Origin of the sequence: Klebsiella sp. CN_Kp066 (genome assembly GCF_040065135.1) — a bacterium.
GTDB lineage: Bacteria > Pseudomonadota > Gammaproteobacteria > Enterobacterales > Enterobacteriaceae > Klebsiella > Klebsiella oxytoca.
The window spans coordinates 13,445-37,168 of record NZ_JBEAIU010000039.1; the positions used below are offsets into that span (position 1 = coordinate 13,445).

Here is a 23,724-nt window from a genome sequence, read left to right on the forward strand (position 1 = left end):
GCGATCCCCTCTCAGCAGGTTACTATCGACTGAATAACCTGCTGATTTAGAATTTGATCTTGCTCACATGTTGCCATCTCAATCCCCCTCAATTTACACGGTTAGCCGCCTCAATCAGTCGGTCCGGCTGCTGCTGGAACGTGAAATGGGCCAGGTATGGATCAGCGGCGAGATTTCCAATTTCAGCCAGCCCTCTTCCGGTCACTGGTACTTTACCTTAAAAGACGATAACGCCCAGGTGCGCTGCGCAATGTTTCGCAACAGCAACCGCCGGGTGACCTTCCGTCCGCAGCACGGGCAGCAGGTGCTGGTTCGCGCCAACATTACCCTTTACGAGCCGCGCGGCGATTATCAGATTATCGTGGAGAGCATGCAGCCTGCGGGCGAAGGACTGCTTCAGCAGAAGTATGAACAGCTGAAGGCCGCCCTGGCGGCGGAAGGCTTGTTCGATCAGCAGCATAAAAAAGCGCTTCCCTCCCCTGCGCACTGCGTAGGCGTCATTACCTCTAAAACCGGCGCCGCGCTGCATGATATTTTACAGGTGCTCAAGCGTCGCGACCCTTCCCTGCCGGTGATTATTTATCCGACCGCCGTTCAGGGCGAAGACGCACCGGGGCAGATTGTTCGCGCGATTGAACTGGCCAACGCGCGCCGCGAATGCGACGTACTTATCGTCGGACGCGGCGGCGGTTCGCTGGAAGATTTATGGAGTTTTAACGACGAGCGGGTGGCGCGGGCGATATTTACCAGTCCGATTGCCATCGTCAGCGCCGTGGGCCATGAAACTGACGTCACTATTGCCGATTTCGTCGCCGACCTGCGCGCGCCAACGCCTTCCGCGGCGGCAGAAATGGTCAGCCGTAACCAGCTGGAGCTGCTGCGCCAGCTCCAGTCAGGACAGCAGCGTCTTGAGATGGCGATGGACTACTTCCTTGCCAACCGCCATCGTCGCTTTACCCAGATATTTCACCGCCTGCAGCAGCAGCATCCTCAGCTGCGCCTTGCTCGCCAGCAAACGGAGCTGGAAAGGTTGCGTCAGCGCATGCGTTTCGCTCTTGAGACGCAGATGAAGCGCGCCGATCAGCGCCAGCAGCGCGCTACGCAGCGTCTGAATCAGCAAAATCCGCAGCCGCGTATTCACCGTGCCCAGAGCCGTATTCAACAGCTGGAATATCGCCTGGCGGAAAATATCCGCAGCCGCCTCGGCGAGCAGCGCGAGCGCTTCGGCAATATGGTCACGCATCTGGAGGCCGTCAGCCCGCTGGCGACGCTCGCCCGCGGCTATAGCGTGACTTCCGCCAGCGACGGCAAAGTGCTGAAGCAGACCAAACAGGTACGCGAGGGAGACCTTCTCACTACCCGCCTGAACGATGGCTGGGTGGAGAGCGAAGTGAAAAACATCACGCCGGCGAAGAAAACGCGCTCCCGTAAAAAAGCCTGATTATTCTGCCTTTTCAACCGGGGATAACTATACTGCTCTCATGCCCTTTTTAAACGGTTATATCCGGCTAAGGAGCGTGATATGCCTGTTGCTTATCCTCGTTATGTGATTCCACCCTATATTTTACGCCGCATTGTCGACCATGGCTCGCTTCAGCAGCAGCGCTGCGCGCAGAATACCCTCAGCCATGTTCAGTCCCTGATGGCGCATGTTCCCGGACGCCCCGCTGCGCCCCATGTCACCACGCCGGGCCAGCTTGAGCGCGACATTTACGATGCCGGGCAAACCCAGGAACTACCGGGAACGCAGGTCCGTTTTGAGGGGCAGCCCTCCAACGGTGATGTGGCCGTTGATGAAGCCTATGACTATCTCGGCATCACCCATGAGTTTTTCTGGAAGAGCTACCAGCGCGATTCTCTGGATAACCGCGGGCTAAAGCTCACCGGCAGCGTCCACTATGGCCACGAATATCAAAATGCGTTCTGGAACGGCCAGCAAATGGTATTTGGCGACGGTGATGGCGAGATTTTTAATCGCTTTACTATCGCCATTGACGTCGTCGCGCACGAGCTAAGCCATGGCGTGACGGAGAGCGAAGCCGGTCTTATCTACTTCGAACAATCTGGCGCGCTTAACGAATCACTCTCGGACGTCTTTGGCTCGCTGGTCAAACAATATCAGCGCCAGCAAACGGCGGACAAGGCGGACTGGCTAATAGGTGAGGGACTGCTCGCGAAAGGCATTCACGGCAAAGGTCTGCGCTCTATGTCTCAGCCCGGCTCCGCTTACGATGACCCCATCCTTGGCAAAGATCCGCAGCCCGCTCACATGAAAGATTTTGTGCATACCCAGCAGGATAACGGCGGCGTACATATCAATTCCGGCATTCCTAATCACGCCTTTTATCTCGCCGCCCGCGCGATCGGCGGTTTTGCGTGGCAAAAAGCGGGCCACGCCTGGTATGACGCGGTGTGTGATAACTCTCTGGCAAAAGACGCTGATTTTTCAACCTTTGCCAGGCTCACGGTTCGCCATGGCGAAAAACGTTTTGGCAAAGAGATCGCTGATGCCATTACTCAAGCCTGGGGGCGCGTCGGAGTGGTGCTATGAATCTTGCCGATCTTAGCGATGATGCGATTATTGAGCTGGCTCGCGAGGGGGGCGTCGCCTGGATCCCGGCGCTCAGTGGAATGCGTAAGATTGTGGTTGCGAAGCTCAACGAGCAACAGAAGCAGCGGATCGCTTCAATTCTTCAACAATCGCTACCGCTGGGCAAGCCGCCGGGGCAGCCCGACTCGCCGGGCAGCGGCGACCAGCGTTTTTTTCGCATTCAGATCGTCAGCGAGCAGCACTACCACAGCCTGATTATTCTCATCCCGGAGGAGCGTGCGCCAGAATCACTGGTTGAACTCTGGCGCGACGGCGAAAGCTGCGTCAGCGATAAAAATTAAACCGGCACAAACTCGACGCGTTTTTTTGAAATCAGCCCGTGGCCATTCTGACAAAAATAATCTACCGCGCCGCAGGCTTTTAATACTTCCAGCGGCTTGTGGCAGTCCGGGCAGCGGGCTTCAACAACATACTCTTTCGCGCAATGCGCGCAGTGGGCGCTATTGCCCTGCACAGCAAGCTGCGCATGGCACACGGGGCAATCAAATTCCATGGTGACTCCTGACGACGGGTATGTGGCTTTATTTTATCACGGTTGCACAATCTGTGGCTGCTGCCAGCCACTGAACTCCAGCAGACTATTCGCTCCCAGGCGGATCGCCGCGTTTATTTTACTCACCCTGCATACTGAACCGGGACTGAGCAAAAGCGTCGTACACCTGCTTATCGGTGAACGGCGGGAAGGTGGCCCGTTTAGCGGCATCAATCAGCGCAGCGCAATATTTTTTATTACCTTCACTCGTTGTGATGCTATTCAGTTTCCCCTCATAGCTGAAACTCACATGGATCGTGCATTTTTTCCCCGTCCAGCCGTAGCGATTGGATAATCGGGAATCAATAGACTCTTTTATCGATCTCGCCTGCCTGCCATATTCATCATCATCGCTGAATCGTCCAGAGCTACAGCTCCCAAGCGCTGAGGTTTTATGACAGTCAGCAGGATGAAACGGCGTACAGCTGCTGGTTAATATGACCAAAGCGAACATCACGATTGTTTTTTTCATATCCCTGTTCCCGGCGTTTATTTCGATTGTCCCTTCGTTATTTCACGTGCATTCATCTTAGCGAAAAGGGACGCCACCGCTTCGAATACTGCCGGGCTGATTTGGCGCTGGCACCTCAACGGAACACGGCCCCGGCGTGAAATGAATGGTAATGATGTTATTGCTGGAAGGCTTCCCTTTAACGTATCGCCATTTTCCCATTGCGGCCCTGACTTCATTATCAAACATTCCGGAGGGATCGGAGCTTAATAACTGAACGTTAGTCACCCGCCCATTCTCGTCAACGTCAAATTGCGCTTTAACCTGACCCGGTATCCCTTTTTTTGCGGCTTTCGCGGGATAAGCAGGCTTAACGCGCGGTTCAACAGGTTGTGATTCAGCGGTACAGGCTATGGGAAAAAGAAACAGCATCAGGAGAGTTAAGAAGCTTTTCATTCTGACCTCATTGTCACAAAAATATTTATCCTCCCTGGTTTTTCTCACATTTATAACGCAGCCTCAAGCGAGTTTATTATTCTGCGCATGATCGGTGGCCGATAATAAAAAAGCCCGACGGATGCGGGCTTTATATTTTTAATGCTGACGGATAGCTTATTTGCTTTTCTTGATGTGTTTAATCAAGCGCTTACGCTTACGCATCTGGTTAGGCGTCAGAGTATTACGTTTGTTGGCAAACGGGTTTTCCCCTTCCTTAAACTGAATGCGAATTGGCGTGCCCATCACTTCCAGTGATTTACGGAAGTAGTTCATCAGGTAGCGCTTATACGAATCCGGCAGATCTTTAACCTGATTACCGTGAATAACCACGATCGGCGGGTTATAACCCCCGGCGTGGGCATATTTCAGCTTCACGCGACGACCGCGCACAAGCGGCGGCTGATGGTCTTCGGCAGCCATGGTCATGATGCGGGTCAGCATAGCGGTACCCACGCGACGGGTTGCGCTGTCGTACGCTTCGCGCACGGATTCAAACAGGTTGCCTACGCCGCTACCGTGCAGCGCGGAGATAAAGTGCACGCGAGCAAAGTCGATAAAGCCCAGACGGTAGTCCAGAGTCTCTTTCACCTGCTCTTTAACTTCCTGGCTCAGGCCGTCCCATTTGTTAACGACAATCACCAGCGAGCGACCGCTGTTGAGGATAAAGCCCAGCAGAGAGAGATCCTGATCGGAAATCCCCTCCCGCGCATTAATCACCAGCAGCACCAAGTTGGCGTCTTCGATCGCCTGCAGGGTTTTAATCACCGAGAATTTCTCGACGACATCGGTGATCTTACCGCGTTTGCGCACGCCGGCGGTGTCAATCAGCACGTATTCACGCTCGTCGCGCTGCATCGGGATGTAGATGCTGTCGCGGGTCGTTCCGGGCATGTCGTAGACCACTACGCGGTCTTCGCCCAGGATACGGTTGGTGAGCGTTGACTTACCCACGTTCGGGCGACCCACTATCGCCAGCTTAATCGGCAGATCCTGTGGGTTAAAATCTTCTTCCGGCTCTTCAACTGCTTCGCCGTTCTGCTCGGCTTCAAACTGTGCCCAGTATGCCGCGTCTTCGTCCACTTCTTCCGGCGGGTTCACCTCATCAACCCACGGCAGCAGGACGTGCTCCAGCAGACTGGTGACACCGCGACCGTGTGAAGCGGCGATAGGATAAATCTCGCCTAACCCCAGCGACCAAAAATCGGCGATCGCCTGATCGGCATCGATGCCGTCAGTTTTGTTTGCCACCAGGAAGGTCGGCTTTTCGCGGGAGCGCAGGTGTTTAGCGATTGCCGAGTCCGCCGGCATCAGGCCCGCCCGCGCATCGACCATAAACAGCACCACGTCCGCTTCTTCAATCGCCAGCAGCGACTGTTCCGCCATCCGCGTTTCTACGCCATCTTCGGTACCGTCGATCCCGCCGGTATCGATACAGATAAATTCGCGGCCTTCCACTTCAGCACGACCGTACTTACGGTCACGAGTCAGCCCCGGGAAATCCGCGACCAACGCATCGCGAGTGCGCGTTAAGCGGTTAAAAAGCGTGGATTTTCCAACGTTAGGGCGCCCGACAAGCGCGACCACAGGTATCATGTTAAATGCCTCATACTAAAATCGATACAACGCCATTTTCACGGCGTTTTTAAAAAAGCCAAAACGGCCCCTGTCTGCCAGGGGCCGTTTCTCAAAAATAGACTACCGCTGTTGTTAACGCGTAATCGCGTACAGCGTACCGTCTTTCGCCTGAATCAGCAGTTTGCCGTCAGCAACAACTGGATCGGTCAGGAAGCCTGAGCTGTCTACCTTCTGCTGAGCCACAAAGTGACCATCTTCCGGGTTGACCCAGTGCATATAGCCTTCGCTATCGCCAACAACCAGGTTGCCATTATACAGCACAGGCGCCGTCAGCAGACGGTGCAGTAGATCGCTTTGCGTCCACAGCGTCACGCCGCCGTCGGTGGTGAGCGCCAGCAGACGGTCGTTTTGATCAACCAGGTAAATACGGTTGCCGTCGACGATGAAATCATTCACTGAACCCAGCTCGCGTTTCCACATAATCTGGCCGCTACGCAGATCCAAAGCCGTCAGGTTGCCGTTATAGGCCAGCGCATAAATCACACCGTTCACGATAACCGGTGTCGTATCGACGTCGTTAAGACGGTCGATTTCCGTCGGACCGGTGGCGGTAGAGATACGTTGCTGCCAAATCATCTGCCCCTGCTGCATCAGCACCGCGCTGACGCGACCGTTATCGCCGCCCACAATCGCTGCGCCGTATGCGGTAGCCGGAGCGGATTCGCCGCGCAGAGAGAGCGCTGGCATATCCAGGTTAACGGTCCATTTCACCGCGCCGTCAGCTTCGTTCAGCGCCTGCAGCTGACCGTTAGTGGTGTGAATCAACACCATACCGTCACTGACGACCGGACGGGAAATCGCTTCACCCGCTACGCTCGCTTCCCATGCGACGGTGCCGTCGCTGGTATTCAGCGCGTAAACTTTCGCTTTTTCGCTACCGATATACACATGGCCGCCAGAGACGGTCACGCCGCCGGAGAGCAGCGCAGGCGCGCGGGAGAACCAGCCATCTTTCTCGGCCAGGTTAACCGACCACACCTCTTTGCCGTCGCCTGAATTCAGGGCTTTAACGGTGCCTTTACGATCGGCGGCATACACAACGCCATCAGCAAAAGCCGGGTGCAGGTTAGAGTAGAATTCGCCAATACCGCCGCCAACGGAGGTGCTCCAGGACGTGGACGGCGTAAACTGGTTTTCCACCGTCGGCAGTGGCGACATTTTCACCACATCTTCTTCGCTGTTAAACAGCGAACAACCGCTCAATAAGGTAACGGAAAGCAGCCCTGGCAAAAGTAATTTACGCAATTGCATCGAGTCCCTCTCAGATGGACAAATTATTTATTTTCATACGCATCATTTCGCTGAGCGCCGGCGAAGCATCGCTTTTCGCGCCCGCTTCCCAGGCCGCTTTCGCCCCTTGCTTATCGCCTTTGCTCAGCAGGATCTCGCCGCGCAGGTCGGCGACAATCGCGGTCCAGCCTTCGCCTTTCACAGCATCCAGGGTTTTCAGCGCGGCATCAGGCTGCTTAAGCTGTAGCTGTACGCGAGCAAGACGCATATTGATAACCGATTTCAGGTTATCATCAGAAGCAGCGGCAAGCCCCTGCTGAAGCTGCTTTTCAGCGTTCTGCAGATCGTTTTTCTCAACAAACTGCTGCGCCAGCTCAAGAGAAGCAAACGCACCATAGGTGTTTTTGCTGTCGGCGGCAAATTTCTGCGCCGCGTTCAGCGCCTCTGGTTTATCCGCTTTAAGCGCGGAAATCGCATTTTCATAAGCCAGAGACGAGCCTCTGGCGGTATCCAACTGATGGGAGGTCCAGTAGCGCCAGCCAACCAGCGCGCCAACGCCCAAAATCACCCCAACGGCCAGCGCTTTGCCATTTTCAGCAAAGAAGCGCTTCAGCGCGTCGACCTGATCGTTTTCGTTATTGTAAAGTTCCACGCAGTCCTTCTCCTGACTAATGTTTCCCGGGAAATTAACCCAGAAGTGTGCGCAAATGCGCGGCAACGCTATCCTGCGTTACGGTAGTTTGCTCACCTGAGCGTAAATCTTTCACTACCACGTTTCCGTCAGCGATTTCTGCTTCGCCCAGCACCAGCGCAACGCGAGCGCCCCATTTATCAGCGCGAGCAAACTGCTTCTTAAAGTTGCCGCCGCCGTGGTTGGTCATCAGCTTAACGCCGGGTAACGCATCGCGTACCTGTTCAGCCAGACGCATTGCTGCGGACTGGGTGTCAGTTCCGGAGGCTACCAGGTATATATCGACAACAGGATCGGCTTTAAATTCCGGATTCACTGCCTGAACCAGTAAAACAAGACGTTCCAGCCCCATCGCAAAGCCGACGCCAGGCGTTGCGCGACCGCCAAGCTGCTCAACCAGACCGTCATAACGCCCACCGGCACAGACGGTTCCCTGTGAGCCGAGGCTGGTGGTAACCCACTCAAACACGGTGCGGTTGTAATAGTCGAGACCGCGCACCAGACGCTGATTCACGGTATAGCGAATACCGGCATCGTCCAGCAGCGCGCAAAGCCCGGCGAAGTGCGCTTTGGACTCTTCGTCAAGATAATCACCCAGCGTCGGCGCATCGTTCAGCAGCGCCTGAACTTCCGGGTTTTTAGAATCCAGCACGCGCAGCGGGTTGGTGTACATGCGGCGTTTGCAATCTTCATCGAGCTTATCCTTATACTGCTCAAGATAAGCCACCAGCGCGTCGCGATAGCTGGCGCGAGCTTCCAGTGAACCGATAGAATTCAGCTCAAGGGCAACGTGGCTGGAGATCCCCAGTTCACGCCACCAGCGGGCGGTCAGCATGATCAGCTCGGCATCGATATCCGGCCCCTGCAGACCGAACGCTTCCGCACCAATCTGGTGGAACTGACGATAGCGGCCTTTTTGCGGACGCTCGTGGCGGAACATTGGCCCGATATACCACAGGCGCTGTTCTTGATTGTACAGGAGACCATGTTCGATGCCGGCGCGTACGCAACCCGCCGTACCTTCCGGACGCAGGGTCAGGCTATCGCCGTTACGGTCCTCAAAGGTATACATCTCTTTTTCAACCACGTCGGTCACTTCGCCGATAGCGCGTTTGAATAACGGGGTCTGCTCTACAATCGGCATACGGATTTCGCTGTAACCGTAGCTACCAAGCACCTGCTTCAGTGAGCCTTCAATGCGCTGCCAGAGAGCGGTTTCGCCCGGCAGATAATCGTTCATGCCGCGAATGGCTTGAATGTTCTTTGCCACGTTTATTCTCTTTATATATACAAAAATGAACCCCGGCGCCTCGCGCCCGCAGGTTCAATCATACACGGGAAGCGTATCGCTTCCCAACACGTTATTTCGCTTCAACCTGCTGAATATCGATGCGACGCGCCTCATCCAGCATCGATGCTTTAGCGCGAATACGCGCTTCCAGCTGATCGATCATATCGTCGTTATCCAGTCGGTCTTTACGGACGCCGTCTTCGTACAGGCCGCTTTTCTTGTTGCCGCCGGTCACGCCGAGCGTCGACACCAGCGCCTCGCCTGGGCCATTCACCACGCAGCCAATGATCGAAATGTCCATCGGCGTAATGATGTCTTCCAGGCGCTGCTCCAGGGCGTTAACGGTACCGATAACGTCAAACTCCTGACGTGAACATGTCGGGCAGGCAATGAAGTTGATCCCGCGAGAGCGAATGCGCAGCGACTTGAGAATATCGAAGCCAACTTTGATCTCTTCAACCGGATCCGCCGCCAGAGAAACGCGCAAGGTATCGCCGATCCCTTCAGACAGCAGCAGTCCGAGGCCGATCGCGGACTTCACCGCGCCGCTGCGCGCACCGCCCGCTTCGGTAATCCCTAGATGCAGAGGCTGGTCGATCTGTTTCGCCAGCAGACGATAGGATTCGACCGCGAGGAACACATCGGAAGCTTTTACGCTGACTTTAAACTGATCGAAATTGAGACGATCGAGATGATCGACATGGCGCATTGCCGATTCCAGCAGCGCCTGCGGAGTCGGTTCACCGTATTTCTCCTGGAGATCTTTTTCCAGAGAACCGGCGTTTACCCCGATACGGATGGGAATATTTTTATCGCGAGCGCAGTCCACCACCATGCGGATACGCTCTTCGTTACCGATATTGCCCGGGTTGATACGCAGACAATCAACGCCGTATTCCGCTACCTTCAGCGCAATGCGGTAATCGAAGTGGATATCGGCAACCAGCGGTACGCTCACCTGCTGTTTGATAAGCTTAAAGGCTTCTGCCGCGTCCATCGTTGGCACCGAAACACGAACGATATCCGCGCCAACGCGCTCAAGGGCTTTAATTTGATTTACCGTCGCCGCCACATCGGTGGTGCGCGTGTTTGTCATCGACTGTACGGCGATGGGGGCGCCATCGCCAATCGGCACATTCCCAACGTAAATTCGCTTTGATTTTCTACGTTGAATCGGAGCCTGGTTATGCATGAAAAATCTCCCGCGTTACCCGTCTGTTACTGCGCCGGTGATTGTTCGGCATTAAGGGTCAGACGTGCAACCTGGTTAGTTCTGATAAAACGACTCAAATCGACTGGTTTACCCAGATACTGTATCTGTACCGCCGCCGGTGCACCGATTTTCAGTTTATAAGGTGCCTGGCCGCTCAGATTGAGATTACCGCCTTTACGCTGCAACCCGCTGAACAGCTTTTTACCCGTCGCATCGCTCACTTCCAGCCAGCAGTCGGCGGTAAAATTTAGCACCAGATCCTGAGCCGAGGCTGGCGCAGCGGTCACGTTTGCCTGGTCGGTCGGTAGCGGCGAAGTTGGACTGGCGGGCGCTGGGGTAGCCGCCGTGTCAACGTTCGCCTGAGAAGGCGCAACAACGGCGTTGTTATCGACCGGGGCCGCAGTCGCAGCCGGAGCCGAGGTTGCTGGCGCAGAAGAGGTCTCTGCCGGCGCGCTGTTAGCAGCGGTATCGGCGGAAGAATTCGCCGAACCATTGTCCAGAGGAATGCTTTGGCTGTTGTTATCGCCAGCGTTCAGCTCGGCGGAGGACTGATCGGCCATGGTGGAGATCTCGTCCTGCTGCGCTTTGTGGTCCTGCCACCACCACGCGCCGCTGAGGCCAATCACCACGAACAGCACCAGCCAGGTAAAACTCATTAGCCAGCCGTCGCGTTTTTTGCGACGTTTACCCAGCGAGAAGCTCTGCATTGGCGCCACTTTTGCCGCACGAATGGGAGCCTGCTTCGCCATCATCGGCAGCAGTTCTTCTTCAGGGATGTGCACGAGGCGGGCATAAGAGCGGATATAGCCGCGCAGGAAGGTTGAAGCCAGATCGGCGGGTGCCTTATCGTCTTCAATATCACGAACCGTGGAAACCTTCAGGCATAAGCGCTCAGCCACCGCTTGCTGGCTGAGCCCGAGTTGTTCGCGGGCGTTACGCAAACGCGCGCCCGTAGTGTTTGCTTCTTGATGGTCTTGAGTGGCTTCAGTATTCATTCGCTACAACTACTGGTACGTGAAATTTAAAATTCAGCGCCGGTGACCCCGCGCCGCGAGACATCTGCTCAACGTCAGACAAACAGTATAAGTCCGTATGACGTACTATCACAGAGACTTATCAATATTGAATGCTAAGCGGTTGTTGTACCGCTACATACTGCCTCAAAGTCGACAAAAACGCACCGTAATTATTAACCAGAACAGCGTATTTCGCCCGGCTATACAACATAAATATGCAGCGCACCGCCCAGGCTGTGCGCTGCATCATTTATCAGACTGCCTTCACGTCGATCGCTTCGCCCTGCATACGTTTACGCAGCGTACGTTTGGTTCGGTCGATAACGTCGCCGGCCAGCTGGCCGCAGGCTGCGTCGATATCGTCACCGCGAGTTTTACGCACGATAGTGGTGAAACCATACTCCATCAATACCTTGGAGAAACGGTCGATGCGACTGTTGGAGCTGCGGCCATACGGCGCTCCCGGGAAGGGGTTCCACGGGATGAGGTTGATCTTGCACGGCGTATCTTTTAACAGCGCCGCCAGCTCGTGGGCATGCTCGGTACCGTCGTTGACGTGATCCAGCATGACGTATTCGATCGTCACGCGGCCCTGGTTGGCATTGGACTTCGAAATATAACCACGTACCGAGTTCAGGAAGGTCTCGATATTATATTTCTTGTTGATCGGCACGATTTCGTCACGAATGGTATCGTTCGGCGCGTGCAGAGAGATAGCCAGCGCGACGTCAATCATATCGCCAAGCTTATCAAGCGCAGGCACCACGCCGGAAGTGGAGAGCGTGACGCGACGTTTTGAGAGCCCAAAGCCGAAGTCGTCGAGCATGATTTCCATAGCCGGAACCACGTTGGTCAGGTTCAGCAGCGGCTCGCCCATGCCCATCATTACCACGTTGGTAATCGGACGCACGCCGGTGGTCTTCACCGCACCGACGATTTTCGCCGCGCGCCAGACCTGGCCGATAATTTCCGAAACCCGCAGATTGCGGTTAAAGCCCTGCTGCGCCGTGGAGCAGAATTTACACTCCAGCGCACAGCCCACCTGAGAAGAAACGCACAGGGTGGCGCGATCGTCTTCCGGGATATACACGGTTTCGACGCGCTGATCGCCAACGGCAATCGCCCATTTGATGGTGCCGTCGCTGGAGCGCTGTTCTTCCACGACTTCCGGGGCGCGGATTTCCGCGACTTCCTTTAATTTGCCGCGCAGAACTTTGTTGATGTCGGTCATCTCGTCAAAGTTATCGCAGCAGTAGTGATACATCCATTTCATCACCTGATCGGCGCGGAAAGGCTTTTCGCCCATGTTTTTGAAAAACTCGCGCATCTGCTGACGATTCAGATCCAGCAGGTTGATTTTGGCATCTTTGTTCGGCACCGTCAGTGCGGCGCTATCAGGTGTGACTATTTGTTCAGACATAATTGATTCCGGCCTCGTTATTACACGTTATGGCCCCTGGAGGGTTAAAAAGAAACGCCCCGGGAGCGACTGCTCAGCCGGGGCGCTGTATTCTACAAATTCTGGCCCATCAATACTACGTCTGTACGCAGCAATGATGAAAAAATCTGTAACTGCCAGGCAGCTCCTCGTGACCGGGGTGAACGCGCGCAGCCAACACCGCGACGGTCGAAAAGGCGACGAGGATGGTATCTCCAAAGTATTTTACGTCACGGCGAGGCGGCGAGTTCGCAAATCCCCGGGAGCATAGATAACGATGTGACCGGGGTGCGCGAATGAAGCCAACAAAGCGGTGGCGTGAAAGACGCGGGAGATTAGCGGGTGCGCGGGCAAACCTCGCCTTCAGCAAAGAAAAACGCGATTTCGCGCGCAGCGGATTCAACGGAATCGGAACCGTGGGTGCCGTTCTCGGTGAAGCTGTCAGCGTAGTCTGCGCGCAGCGTACCCGCCAGCGCGTTCGCCGGGTTGGTTGCGCCCAGCAGGTCACGATGACGCTGAACCGCATTTTCGCCTTCCAGCACGGAAACAACGATCGGACCGGAAGTCATGAACTCAACCAGACCGTCAAAGAACGGGCGACCTTCGTGCTCAGCATAGAAGCCGCGAGCCTGCTCAACGGTCAGATGCAGCATTTTAGTGCCAACGATTTTGAACCCTGCAGCTTCAAAGCGAGAAAAGATGCCGCCAATAACGTTTTTTGCCACCGCGTTTGGTTTGATGATGGAAAAAGTACGTTCAATAGCCATGATAACCTCTTTATATATGTTGTTCTGTTTTGCAGATGAGCAGATGAGACCGATAAATACGGCGCGAATTATAATCATCATCTAAGGCGATTGCCTATCTGTTTAGGTAACATTTTTTTAAAAAAAAGCGACCTTAAACAACAAATCCAGCCCATTAAGGCAAGTTCTGTTTATTGCACCGTGAAGTTCGCGGCAACAATTTGCCCCGCCTCATCCATCACCACCAGTTGATAACGGTCAGGGCGATCGATGCCAAGCGTCGCACTGCCCCCTTCCGCCAGCAGCGGCTCGCCGTTCAGAAACCACCAGCGCCGCCCTTCCCCTCCGGTCGTTTGCAGCGACAGCATCACCCTCTGCTCGCCGGGCAGTCGTTTAACGACTGCGCCCTCGCGTATGCCCGAGAGCACCAACGGTGCGGCATCAGCGCTTTGGACCGGCGGACACGCCGCCGAAACTGCAGGCAGCCTGACCCGACGTCGTTCGCCTGCGGGTAGCCAGGGTTCGAGCGGCAGCGGCCAGACGTCGAAACTTTTCTCTACCGCGCCGGGGCAATCTGCCGCCACCCGCTGTCCTTTTTCGTTCAGCCAGACCGGAAAGCGGATCCCACGCATACCTTCCTGTCCAGGGAGCAGCAAGGTCGGCGGCTGACTCTCATCAAGTAGCCAGGTGGCCAGCCGTCGGCGACAGTTCGCATCCCCCGCAGGTAAATACTGCCCGCCGGGCCAGCAAACCGTTCCGGCGCTGACCGATGAGGGACGCGGGTCGCTCGGCAATCCGCCGCGGCTCATTGCCGGCCGCGCCAGCAGCATATTATTGACCTGATTCAGCAGCGGCACCGCGCTGGCGAAACCAAACTGTCCGACAACCGGCGTGCCGTCAGGTCTTCCGGTCCAGATACCTATCAGATAGCGGGCGTTCACGCCGATTGCCCAGGCATCGCGATAGCCGTAGCTGGTTCCGGTTTTCCACGCCAGCGGCACCACCTGTACCAGCGATGCATCGGGAACCGGCTGCGCTTCGCCGGCCAGAATGCGCCGCACAATCCAGGCGGCCCCCGGCGACAGCAGCGGTCGTTCAACCAGCGGTGAATCAGGAGCGATGCGCAGTTGCCCCGCCTTACCGTGACGGGCGAACGCGCTGTACGCCGCCACGATATCCGCCAGACGCGCGCCGGCGCCGCCGAGGATCAGCGATAGATTCGGCTCCGCGCCGGCGGGCAGCATCAGCGGCAATCCGGCATTGCGCAGCCTGGCGGCAAAACGCTTCGGCCCGTAGGCCTCCAGCACCTGCACAGCCGGAAGGTTCAACGAGCGAACCAGCGCTTCGCTGGCGCTTACCGGCCCGTGAAAACCGCTGTCAAAGTTGCCCGGCCGGTAGTCGCTAAACCGGCGCGGGACGTCCTGTAATAGCGAAGCCGGATGGATCAGTCCCTCATCCAGCGCCATGCCGTAGACAAACGGTTTCAGTACCGAACCCGGGGAGCGGATCGCCGATACCATATCAATGTGGCCAAAGCGGCTATCATCACTGATATCCGCCGATCCTACCCAGCCGCGCACCTTCATATTGGTATGGTCGACCACCACCATCGCTAAAGAGCTGCGCGGCGGCAGGCGCGATTTCCAGTTCAGCGCCAGATCTTCCAGCTGCCGCTGCAGCCCGGCATCCAGCGTCGTTACTACCTTCTCAGACCGGCTGCTCGCCAGCGCGCGGCGGGAGAAAAGCGGCGCCAGCTGCGGCATCTGCCGCGGAAACAGCCAGACGGGCTCTTCGATAGCTTCTCGCACCGGCTGCGGCGGCCACACGCCCTGATTTTCCATTCTCCGCAGCACTTTATCGCGCGCCGCCTGCGCTCGTTCCGGCCAGCGGTCCGGGCGCAGCCTGCTTGGCGCCTGCGGCAGAACGGCCAGCAGCGCCGCTTCGCCGTAGCTTAGCTGTGCGGGCGGTTTACCGAGATAAGCCCAGCTGGCCGCACCAATCCCCTGCAGCGTGCCGCCGAACGGCGCCCGATTGAGATAGAGCGTGAGGATCTCGCTTTTTGACAGATGCCACTCCAGCTGCAGCGCCCGCCATAGCTGACGCAGCTTGCCGCCGAAGGTGCGGGGATGAGGATCGAGCAGGCGCGCCACCTGCATGGTCAGGGTGCTCCCTCCGGAGATCACTCTCCCGGAAGTGAGATCCTGCCAGGCGGCGCGAGCGATCGCCAACGGGTTAACGCCGGGATGCTCCCAGAACCAGCGATCTTCATAGTGGATCAGCGCCTGCAAATAGCGCGGCGAAACGTCAGCCAGCGTTACCGGATAGCGCCAGACGCCCTGCGCATCGGCAAAGCGCCACAGCGGCGTCCCGTCTTCCGCCACCACTACTCTGGCAGGGGTAACCTCACGCAGCGGCAGCGGCCACAGCCGGTCTGCCGCCAGCAGCAATAGCCACAGCAAAAAAATAAACGCCGCCAGCCAGCGCCAGCGGCGTTTGATACGCCTCAGCACCCGCATTTATGGCGCAACGATTAGCGGTCCGCTGGCTGCGCCAGTTGCCCGCCACTGCGGCACGTACATCGACTCAACCTGCGGCTGCGGTACCTGATAGGTGCCCGGCGTCACCGCGCGCGCCAGATAAACCAGCGTCACCGGCTGGCCTTCATTGATAGCTACCGCGGCCACAAAGCGATCGTCGCGAAACTCAATATGCTGGATATCGGCCTGCTGCATCTGGTTAAGCAGATTTTGCACCACCTCGCCGTTCTCCTGCAGACTGGCGCTGCTGTTGGCCAGATTCTGGTTTTCCAGCTCCAGCCCCGCCGGGAGTAAATCCACCACCAGCGCGTCCGGGACGTTACGCTTAGCCGTCACCTCCAGCTTCACTAAAACCAGTTCGCCGCTGCGCAGCGAAGAGAGCAATTTCTGCTGACCCTGGGTATCGAAAACGTGCCGTTCAATGCCCAGCACGTTGCCCCCCGGCTGCGGCGCGTTCTGCGGATAGCCGCTGCTGTCGAGACGGAGCCACAGCGGCTGCTGACCGGTATTGGTCACCTGCAAGGCCGCCAGCTGATCGCCGGTCAGGTTACGGGTTTGCGCTTTCTCGCCGGAGAGCGGTTCGGCCTGCACGGAGGTTTGCGCCTGCCAGCTGCCGGGAAGATCCTGCAACGTACGTCCGGCCAGGAACAGGGCATTACTCTCCTGCGTCGAGAGCCAGCGCTGGCCGTAGGCTTCTTCCGCCAGATTGCTGAGCAGCGTATTTTGCGCTTCCGGCAGCAGTTTGTTCTCCTCCAGCAGCGCCAGCTTCAGCGCATCGTCGCGCAGCTCGCTGCCGTAATCGCCGAGCCAGCGGTTCGCCTCCTGCCGCGGCGTGCTCAGCGCCAGCTTCAGGGCTTCGTCGCCGCGCGGCGCATCGCCCATCAATTTCAGGGCCACGCCCAGCTGCAGTAGCGGCAGACCGGAACGCGCCTGGTCGTGACGGCTCCAGATTTCGCGCAGCGCGCCGAGCGGCGCTTTCTGCTGCCGTGCCAGCACCAGCGCGGCGTAGGCCTGAGCAGCAAAACGGCTGGCCTGGGCATCATCGCTGTAGCGGACGGCGATCAGCCCCGGCTCCTGTAAATAACGCAGCAGGCGCTGGTTGCCGTTATTGACGGCATTGGTTGGTACGCTATAGCCCTGCTCGCCCGCCCGGACGAGGAAGTCCATCGTGTAGGCGGTTAGCCAGTACTCTTCCGCCCCCTCTCTGTCCCACAGGGCGAAACCGCCGTCATCGCGCTGCATCTGCAGCAGGCGAGAAATGCCGATATCCACCGCCGCGCGTCGTTTTTCATCGCTATCGCCGCCGATCCCCAGGGCTTTAAGCTGGGCGGCGTTGGTATAGAGCGACGGGAATAGCCCGCTGGTGGTCTGCTCCAGGCAGCCGTAAGGATAGGCCTTCAGGTCGCGAATATAGCGCGCCAGGTTCAGCGGCGGCTTGCCGCTAAACACCAGTTGCCCCTGCAGCGTGGCCGGCGAGAAACCCTCGCTTTGCGCCGCCGGAGCCTGCCAGCTTTCCCCCGGCTGGAGGACAGCGCCGGAATTCACGGTTTGCGCCGGGAAGGCGGGACGCACGCCCAGCTGCCACTGCTTCTGCATTGGCGTGAAAGTTTCACCCGGCAGGTTCAGGCCGCTGATAGTGGCATTTACCTCACCATCGCCAAAGCCTTGTAGGGCGCGAACGGGCACAAACAGGGTGCTGCGCGCGCCGGGCGCCAGATGCACCAGCGGTATTTCTCCCCCTGCAAGCTGCAGCAGACCGCTGGCTGCCAGCGCAACGTTGAGAGTCTGCGGCTTATCGGTCAGGTTGCTGAGATCCAGCGCCAGGCGAGTGGTATCTCCGCTGGCGAGGAAGCGCGGCATATTCAGCTCCGCAATCACCGGCGCCGCCACGATCGTTTTTTCTTCGCTGCTGCCGAAATCATCAGCCGTCCACGCCTGCGCCATGATCCGCAGTTCGCCGTTAAAGTCGCCGATTGGCAGGGTCACCGTCCCTTCGCCTTTCTCATCCAGCATAACCGGCTGCGCCTGCTGGGCGATAATCGTCACGTGATTAACCGGCGGCTTACCGCCGCGTTTCAGTTCATCGCCGTCGCCGCCAAAGCGCAGGCTGGCGAGCCTCCCCTGTCCTTCAATGACCTGACCATAGATATCGTAAATATCGGCGCCGTAGCGTTTCTGGCCAAAGAACGCGTTCCAGGGATCCGGCGTGGCGTAGTCGGTAATATTGAGTACGCCGCTATCGACGGCAGAGAGCAGAACGTTTACCTGTTTCGGCGTCTCGCCTTCTTTGAGGCTGGCCTTAATCTTCACTTTCAACGGCTGGTCAGGACGCATTTTATCCGGTGCTTCCAGCGCCAGATTCAGGCGACGGTTATCATCGCCAAACGGCAGGTGCAGCAGCCCCACGGCCCGTTTTGGCGTTGCGGACTGGGATTTATCCCCCGGGCGAATCACCAGGGTGCTGAGGTACAGGTCGTGACGATTCCAGGCTTTATCCACCGGGATAGATAACTCCATCCCTTCCGCCGGGACGTCAATCTCCTGCCACCACAGCGGCCCTTCGCTTGATTCCACCAGCGCGTAGCCTTTACCGGCAGCCGGAGCGGCAATATGCAGCTTGATCGTATCGCCGGGTTTATAGGCCGGTTTATCCAGCTTCATGGTAACGCGGTCCGGACGCGCCGCCCCCTGGCCTTCGCTGTTATCCTGCCAGCTGTACCCTGCCCAGAAGCGTACGCTGCTGACGACATCATCCGGCCCTTTGACTTCCAGGCGATAGGCGCCCCACTCGACCGGGAAACTGACTTTCGCCGTTTGCCCGGCAGAGAGATCGAGCGATTCCTCACCTTCCTGAAGATCTTTTTGATCGAACTGTGACTGCCAGCCTTCGCTCTCGGACCAGTTCCAGTAGTAGTCGCGACGTTCGCGAATTAATCGCACCTGCAGCCCGGAGACCGCTTTCTTTTCGCCTTTGGCATCGGCGTAGACAATTTCAAATGCGGCGTTGCTGTTTTCATCCACTACCGGCTGCTTGATCGTGCTGTCGGTGCGATAGTCATAAACCTCTTTCAGGGCGAATTCCGGACGGATGCCAGGCAGCGTTTCGGCCGGCCAGATCGGCTGCCTGACGGTGCGCGTAACCGGTCTGCCGCCGGACTCCAGCAGGCTGGCCTGCAGGATCACCTGCAGCGGCGAGCGGCTCTCCTGCCACTGGCTGGCGGCGGTGACTTCCGCATGTCCCTGGTCATCCAGGGTGGTCTGCACTTCATCCAGGCTGCGGGAAAGATTCTCCTCGGCAATGTCGCCAAACTGGAAGCCCGGCAGCGCAGGTACCGCGTCGCGCAGCGGACGCAGGAACAGTTTACCCTGCAGCGAGTTGCCGCTGGCCGGCGCGCCGTACAAATACGCCCCGCTTACGGCAAAGCTGACATCCGCAGCCGGCGAAACGGGGGCATTTTGCGGCGTGAGATTCAGCGCCATGCGCTCAGGCATAAAATCTTCAACGTGAAAATCCCACTCGCGCGGCTGGTTATCGCCGGTACTAGCGCGAATGTGCCACATCCCGGTCGCCGCGCCGCTATCGAGCGGATAAGTAAATTGATACAGGCCATTGATCGGTTTGCTGACCGTCGAGCGGATTACCTGGCCATCAGGCTGCACCACTTCCAGCTTTACCGGCTGTTCGGGAAGCGGCCTGCCGTCGCTATCGCGCAGTAACGCGTTGAGGATCACCGTTTCGCCCGGGCGGTAGAGATCGCGCGGACCAAACATAAACAGCTGCTTGCTGAAGCCCGGCGCGCCGGCAATAGAAAACTCAGCCAGATCCAGCGCCGGAAGTTTAAGATCCAGCAGAGTGGTTTGCCCGTCCTTACGCGCCAGCAGCAGCGCCGCGTCTTTATCCGTTTGCAACTTCACGTGCCCCTGAGCGTCGCTCTTCGCCTGCGCCAGGGTTTGCCCTTTGGCGTTCAGCAGCTGCACATCGATACCGGACTGCGCCGCGCCGTTTTCCAGACTCTGGGTAAAGACATCCAGCCGATGGTGATAACGGTGCGCGGATACGCCAATATCGCTGAGGGTGAACAGCGTCGCAGCGTTGCTATAGCTGTAGCGGCCCGCCTGATTCATCACCGCGATATAGACGCCCGGCTCCTGCAGTGGCTTGATATCCGCCAGCGGCAACAGCAGTTTTTCGCGCGTATTGCGCGCGGGGTTGAGGTCAAAACGGCCGGTGTAGACCAGATCGGCCATCTTCAGCAGCTCGTCCGACTCCCAGTTGCTCAAGGAATTACGGTATTCCCATTGGCTGACGAAGGCCGAAAGTGATTCAGGTTTAATCCGGAAAAAATTGACGTCGATGTTATCGACATTCAGCGCCATCACCGGCAGTCCGGCCACGACTTTCCCCGGCAGCAGCGAGCCGCGGCTGGCAAAGCCGATGCTCGGGGCGATGTCGCGGGTAGTAATGGTTTTTTCAAAGCTGCTGTCAAAAGTCGCTTTATTCAGCGCCGCCAGGGTGGGATCCACCGAAACGATCAGCTCGCGTTTTGGCTCAAGATGGCGAAGACGCAGCTCTTTAAGGTTGGGCGCCAGCTCCCATGCCCCGTCAACTTTGCCGCTTTTTTTGTCGACCAGATGCACGCTGCGGGAGAAATCCTGATCCGGCTGTAGAGGAATAGAAAAAGTCAGCACCAGCGTCGCCGCGCCGTCGAGCTGAACTTCAGAGGCATCCAGCAGCGTTAACGCTTTGCCTTTGCTTTTCTCAGCCAGCGCCGCCAGCTGGGCGCTGTCCGGCTTCGCGGGCGCGTTATCCGCCGCTGCGGATGCCGCCGGCGCGGCCGCCTGCGGTTTGCCGCTGTCGTCGCAGCCGGTTATCGATAGCGCGGTAAGTAGCGCCAGAGACAGCGCCGCCAAACGAAATGGTTTCATCCTTCTAACCCCTCGGCCCGCAGGCCAGATACATTCAGTGAACACATTATTATGCGTTAACGGCAGAATTACCAATAGCCCGCCAGCCCGCAATATTGGTAGATAACCGGGGCGGCGACCCTGCGAACCACGGATAGCTGGAGTGAATTAATTTAGCGGATATATCGCGCTACGATTTTTCTTACCTCGACCTTTAATATCCTCAACCATCGGCACTTTTTATTCTGAAATTCCCGTCTCTCCGGCCATATAAATTGACAAGGCGCGAGCTTTCTATTTATTGTTCGGGATATCAATGCCTTTAAAATATAAATCATTACCCTGGCGATGATAGTGACTGTCCGTTCCACAGTCTTCCAGAAAGCACAACATCAACCCATCTCATATTCCTTATATGGGATAAATAATATGGAAGTTATTTATGTCTCAAATGGTCGCACTGTCGATTATTATTTTAATTCTTTATATCGGCGACGTTGTTTCTACCCGCACAAAAGCCTGGATTCCCTCGGTATTTGTCTGCGCCGTTCTGTTTTTAGTCGGCTACTGGACATTTTTTCCGGCAGATATCATTAGCCGGGCCGGGATCGGTACGCCAGTTGCCATAATGCTCATGTATCTGTTAATCACGAATATGGGCACCCTGCTGTCGCTGAAAGAGCTGGCGCAGCAGTGGAAGACCGTGGTCATCTCTCTCGCCGGTATTGCCGGGATCGCGGTGGCCGTCTTTGCGGTGAGCATGATGCTATTCGATCTTAACACCGCGCTGGTCACCATTCCTCCGCTGGTCGGGGGTATCGTGTCATCGCTGATTATGTCGCAGGGCGCCAGTAACGCCGGCCTGGTAGACCTGTCGGTTTTTGCCATTTTGATTTACGTGATGCAGGGGTTCGCCGGATATCCGCTGACCGCGATTATGCTGCAACGAGAAGGCAAAACGCTGCTTGCCCGCTACCGCAGCGGCGAACAGCGCCCTGATGACATTGCCGAAGAGCACGCGATGCTCGCCGTCGGCGAGGAGAAAATGCCGCGCCTGTTCAGTAAAATCCCCGTCAGCTACAACAGCAATTACTTTAAATTCCTGCGTCTGGCGCTGGTCGGCTGTCTGGCCTGGATCGTCGCTGACCTCGCAAAGCCAATCGTGAATATCAGCCCCTTCGTACTGTGTCTGTTTTTTGGCGTCGTATTTACCTCGTTAGGCTTCCTGGAAAAACATACACTGCATAAGGCTAACGGCTTTGGCTTCGCCATTATGGCGTTGATGCTCTTTATCTTTGATACGTTGAACAAAGCCACGCCGGAGATGCTGCTGCGTCTGCTATTCCCGATGGTAGTGTTAATCGCCACGGCGGTGATAGGTATGTTTGTTGTCTCCTGGCTGGTCGGAAAACTGCTTGGCGTCAGCGGTCCGATGGCATTCGCCATCTCTTTGACCGCGCTGTACGGTTTTCCCGCCGACTACATTATTACCAACGAGGCCATCAACGCCCTCACCCACGATGAAAAAGAGCGCCAGATGCTCACCCACCATATGCTGGGCCCGATGCTGGTTGGCGGATTCGTCTCCGTCACCATGGTTTCGGTGGTGTTAGCCGGAATTCTGGTCGGCTACCTGACGCCGGCGATCGGTTGAGCGCGTTGAATTTTTAGCAAATTATGGAGCCATTGATGATTAACCCTGACATCACCGCGATTATCGCCAGACAAGAACAGGCGATGATCGCTTTTCGCCGCGACCTGCACGCCCATCCGGAACTACCCTGGGAGGAGAAGCGCACGACGGATCGCGTCGCCGCCGGACTGGAGGCCATCGGTATCCCTTACCGCCGCACTCATCCCACCGGAATCATCGCCGACATCATCGGCGGCAAGCCGGGTAAAACCGTAGCTCTGCGCGCCGATATGGATGCGCTGCCGGTACGGGAGCTGAACGATCCGCTCGACTATAAATCACAAACGCCCGGGAAAATGCACGCCTGCGGCCACGACGCCCATACCGCCATGCTGCTGACCGCCGCCCATGCATTATATGATGTTCGCGAACAGCTGACGGGCAACGTACGGCTCATCTTTCAGCCTGCGGAAGAGATTGCCGAAGGGGCAAAGGCGATGATACAGCAGGGGGCGATTGATAACGTGGATAACGTTTTCGGAATGCATATCTGGTCGGGCACGCCGTCCGGAAAAATCTCCTGTAACGTCGGTTCATCCTTTGCCTCAGCCGATTTACTGAAAGTGACCTTCCGCGGCCGCGGCGGCCATGGTTCGATGCCGGAGGCCTGCGTCGATGCGGCGGTCGTCGCTTCCGCTTTCGTGATGAATCTACAGGCTATTGTGGCGCGAGAAACTTCCCCGCTGGAATCTGCGGTAGTGACTATCGGCAAAATGGATGTCGGCACGCGCTTTAACGTCATCGCTGAAAACGCCGTTCTTGACGGTACCGTACGCTGCTTTAGTCTTGAAGCGCGCCAGCGGCTGGAGACGGCGATTAGCCGCTATGCCGAGCATACCGCCGCAGTGTATGGGGCGACCGCTCAGGTTGACTACTGCTACGGTACGCTACCGGTGATCAACGAAGAGCGCAGCGCGCTGCTGGCGCAGTCGGTTATCCGCGACGCATTCGGCGATAGCGTCCTTTTCAACGAAAAGCCGACTACCGGCGGAGAAGATTTCAGTTTTTATATGGAAAATATCCCCGGCGCCTTTGCGCTGCTTGGCTCAGGAAATAAAGAGAAAGGCAGCGACTACGCGCACCATCATGGCTGCTTTAATATTGACGAGCAGGTAATGAAAAGCGGCGCTGAACTGTACGCGCAGTACGCCTGGCGCTATCTGCAGCAAAACGCGTTTTAAGCGCCCCCTCCCCCGACGCAGCTCGGGGGAGCATCACATTCCCACCGCCTCTTCTT

General features: G+C 57.2%; 18 protein-coding genes. 5 read left to right on the forward strand and 13 right to left on the reverse strand.

Translation table 11 applies throughout. The features are described 5' to 3' along the window. The first annotated feature begins 67 nt into the window (after nucleotides 1–67). The 3 genes from xseA to ABLV75_RS15230 all read left to right on the forward strand — a co-directional run bounded on the left by xseA (nucleotide 68) and on the right by ABLV75_RS15230 (nucleotide 2,892). Nucleotides 68–1,441 carry an exodeoxyribonuclease VII large subunit gene (gene xseA / locus ABLV75_RS15220; RefSeq protein WP_004104470.1) on the forward strand — a complete coding sequence of 458 codons (1,374 nt, stop codon included), beginning with the start codon at nucleotides 68–70 and terminating at the stop codon, nucleotides 1,439–1,441. A gap of 81 nt (nucleotides 1,442–1,522) precedes the next feature. Beyond that, nucleotides 1,523–2,551, forward strand: a complete 1,029-nt coding sequence (locus ABLV75_RS15225; protein WP_004104471.1) for a M4 family metallopeptidase — start codon at nucleotides 1,523–1,525, stop codon at nucleotides 2,549–2,551. Further along, nucleotides 2,548–2,892: a protealysin inhibitor emfourin gene (locus ABLV75_RS15230; RefSeq protein ID WP_004104472.1), complete on the forward strand. Its 345-nt coding sequence runs from the start codon at nucleotides 2,548–2,550 to the stop codon at nucleotides 2,890–2,892. Before ABLV75_RS15225 ends, ABLV75_RS15230 begins: the two co-directional genes overlap by 4 nt. Here the strand turns inward: ABLV75_RS15230 and ABLV75_RS15235 are convergent. The 13 genes from ABLV75_RS15235 to ABLV75_RS15295 all read right to left on the reverse strand — a co-directional run bounded on the left by ABLV75_RS15235 (nucleotide 2,889) and on the right by ABLV75_RS15295 (nucleotide 20,815). Then, on the reverse strand, nucleotides 2,889–3,104 hold the full coding sequence (locus ABLV75_RS15235; protein ID WP_004104473.1) for a zinc ribbon domain-containing protein: 216 nt from the start codon (nucleotides 3,102–3,104) through the stop codon (nucleotides 2,889–2,891). The genes ABLV75_RS15230 and ABLV75_RS15235 overlap by 4 nt on opposite strands. Before the next feature lie 118 nt (nucleotides 3,105–3,222). After that, the gene (locus ABLV75_RS15240; protein ID WP_004104474.1) at nucleotides 3,223–3,615 is read right to left on the reverse strand and encodes a cell envelope integrity TolA C-terminal domain-containing protein; all 393 of its coding nucleotides are present in this window, start codon (nucleotides 3,613–3,615) and stop codon (nucleotides 3,223–3,225) included. A 57-nt stretch (nucleotides 3,616–3,672) separates the two neighbouring features. After that, nucleotides 3,673–4,050: a TonB family protein gene (locus tag ABLV75_RS15245; RefSeq protein ID WP_004104475.1), complete on the reverse strand. Its 378-nt coding sequence runs from the start codon at nucleotides 4,048–4,050 to the stop codon at nucleotides 3,673–3,675. A gap of 156 nt (nucleotides 4,051–4,206) precedes the next feature. After that, nucleotides 4,207–5,685, reverse strand: a complete 1,479-nt coding sequence (der, locus tag ABLV75_RS15250) for a ribosome biogenesis GTPase Der (RefSeq protein WP_348855014.1) — start codon at nucleotides 5,683–5,685, stop codon at nucleotides 4,207–4,209. 114 nt (nucleotides 5,686–5,799) lie between these two features. Beyond that, nucleotides 5,800–6,978: an outer membrane protein assembly factor BamB gene (gene bamB / locus ABLV75_RS15255; RefSeq protein ID WP_004104478.1), complete on the reverse strand. Its 1,179-nt coding sequence runs from the start codon at nucleotides 6,976–6,978 to the stop codon at nucleotides 5,800–5,802. A gap of 10 nt (nucleotides 6,979–6,988) precedes the next feature. Beyond that, a complete protein-coding gene (locus ABLV75_RS15260) occupies nucleotides 6,989–7,609 on the reverse strand; it encodes a YfgM family protein (protein ID WP_004104480.1) in 621 nt (206 codons plus the stop codon). A gap of 34 nt (nucleotides 7,610–7,643) precedes the next feature. Then, complete coding sequence (gene hisS / locus ABLV75_RS15265) at nucleotides 7,644–8,918, reverse strand: histidine--tRNA ligase (protein WP_004104483.1); 1,275 nt, start codon at nucleotides 8,916–8,918, stop codon at nucleotides 7,644–7,646. Between the two features lie 91 nt (nucleotides 8,919–9,009). Beyond that, nucleotides 9,010–10,131 carry a flavodoxin-dependent (E)-4-hydroxy-3-methylbut-2-enyl-diphosphate synthase gene (ispG, locus tag ABLV75_RS15270; RefSeq protein ID WP_004104485.1) on the reverse strand — a complete coding sequence of 374 codons (1,122 nt, stop codon included), beginning with the start codon at nucleotides 10,129–10,131 and terminating at the stop codon, nucleotides 9,010–9,012. Between the two features lie 26 nt (nucleotides 10,132–10,157). Continuing rightward, nucleotides 10,158–11,147, reverse strand: coding sequence for a cytoskeleton protein RodZ (gene rodZ, locus ABLV75_RS15275; RefSeq protein ID WP_004114411.1), 990 nt, complete (start codon nucleotides 11,145–11,147; stop codon nucleotides 10,158–10,160). Nucleotides 11,148–11,421: 274 nt separating this feature from the next. After that, a complete protein-coding gene (locus ABLV75_RS15280; RefSeq protein ID WP_004104488.1) occupies nucleotides 11,422–12,588 on the reverse strand; it encodes a bifunctional tRNA (adenosine(37)-C2)-methyltransferase TrmG/ribosomal RNA large subunit methyltransferase RlmN in 1,167 nt (388 codons plus the stop codon). A 353-nt stretch (nucleotides 12,589–12,941) separates the two neighbouring features. Continuing rightward, nucleotides 12,942–13,373: a nucleoside-diphosphate kinase gene (gene ndk / locus ABLV75_RS15285; protein ID WP_004114414.1), complete on the reverse strand. Its 432-nt coding sequence runs from the start codon at nucleotides 13,371–13,373 to the stop codon at nucleotides 12,942–12,944. A 170-nt stretch (nucleotides 13,374–13,543) separates the two neighbouring features. Beyond that, nucleotides 13,544–15,868 carry a peptidoglycan glycosyltransferase PbpC gene (gene pbpC / locus ABLV75_RS15290; RefSeq protein WP_348855015.1) on the reverse strand — a complete coding sequence of 775 codons (2,325 nt, stop codon included), beginning with the start codon at nucleotides 15,866–15,868 and terminating at the stop codon, nucleotides 13,544–13,546. Then, nucleotides 15,869–20,815, reverse strand: a complete 4,947-nt coding sequence (locus tag ABLV75_RS15295; protein WP_348855016.1) for an alpha-2-macroglobulin — start codon at nucleotides 20,813–20,815, stop codon at nucleotides 15,869–15,871. A gap of 421 nt (nucleotides 20,816–21,236) precedes the next feature. Here ABLV75_RS15295 and ABLV75_RS15300 point away from each other — a divergent pair, with 421 nt between their 5' ends. After that, entirely contained in the window at nucleotides 21,237–22,448 is a 1,212-nt protein-coding gene (locus tag ABLV75_RS15300) for a hypothetical protein (protein WP_224358701.1), read from the forward strand. Between the two features lie 35 nt (nucleotides 22,449–22,483). Further along, nucleotides 22,484–23,668: a M20 family metallopeptidase gene (locus tag ABLV75_RS15305; RefSeq protein ID WP_105890613.1), complete on the forward strand. Its 1,185-nt coding sequence runs from the start codon at nucleotides 22,484–22,486 to the stop codon at nucleotides 23,666–23,668. The last annotated feature ends 56 nt before the right edge of the window (nucleotides 23,669–23,724 follow it).

Excerpts from the sequence above, each read along its gene's own strand:
- ndk (WP_004114414.1), bottom strand. The coding sequence starts at position 13,373 with ATGGCTATTGAACGTACTTTTTCCATCATCAAACCAAACGCGGTGGCA.
- ABLV75_RS15225 (WP_004104471.1), top strand. The coding sequence starts at position 1,523 with ATGCCTGTTGCTTATCCTCGTTATGTGATTCCACCCTATATTTTACGC.
- der (WP_348855014.1), bottom strand. The coding sequence starts at position 5,685 with ATGATACCTGTGGTCGCGCTTGTCGGGCGCCCTAACGTTGGAAAATCC.
- xseA (WP_004104470.1), top strand. The coding sequence starts at position 68 with ATGTTGCCATCTCAATCCCCCTCAATTTACACGGTTAGCCGCCTCAAT.
- ABLV75_RS15280 (WP_004104488.1), bottom strand. The coding sequence starts at position 12,588 with ATGTCTGAACAAATAGTCACACCTGATAGCGCCGCACTGACGGTGCCG.
- ABLV75_RS15245 (WP_004104475.1), bottom strand. The coding sequence starts at position 4,050 with ATGAAAAGCTTCTTAACTCTCCTGATGCTGTTTCTTTTTCCCATAGCC.
- ABLV75_RS15300 (WP_224358701.1), top strand. The coding sequence starts at position 21,237 with ATGTCTCAAATGGTCGCACTGTCGATTATTATTTTAATTCTTTATATC.
- ABLV75_RS15235 (WP_004104473.1), bottom strand. The coding sequence starts at position 3,104 with ATGGAATTTGATTGCCCCGTGTGCCATGCGCAGCTTGCTGTGCAGGGC.
- ispG (WP_004104485.1), bottom strand. The coding sequence starts at position 10,131 with ATGCATAACCAGGCTCCGATTCAACGTAGAAAATCAAAGCGAATTTAC.
- bamB (WP_004104478.1), bottom strand. The coding sequence starts at position 6,978 with ATGCAATTGCGTAAATTACTTTTGCCAGGGCTGCTTTCCGTTACCTTA.
- ABLV75_RS15295 (WP_348855016.1), bottom strand. The coding sequence starts at position 20,815 with ATGAAACCATTTCGTTTGGCGGCGCTGTCTCTGGCGCTACTTACCGCG.
- ABLV75_RS15240 (WP_004104474.1), bottom strand. The coding sequence starts at position 3,615 with ATGAAAAAAACAATCGTGATGTTCGCTTTGGTCATATTAACCAGCAGC.
- ABLV75_RS15305 (WP_105890613.1), top strand. The coding sequence starts at position 22,484 with ATGATTAACCCTGACATCACCGCGATTATCGCCAGACAAGAACAGGCG.
- pbpC (WP_348855015.1), bottom strand. The coding sequence starts at position 15,868 with ATGCGGGTGCTGAGGCGTATCAAACGCCGCTGGCGCTGGCTGGCGGCG.
- rodZ (WP_004114411.1), bottom strand. The coding sequence starts at position 11,147 with ATGAATACTGAAGCCACTCAAGACCATCAAGAAGCAAACACTACGGGC.
- ABLV75_RS15230 (WP_004104472.1), top strand. The coding sequence starts at position 2,548 with ATGAATCTTGCCGATCTTAGCGATGATGCGATTATTGAGCTGGCTCGC.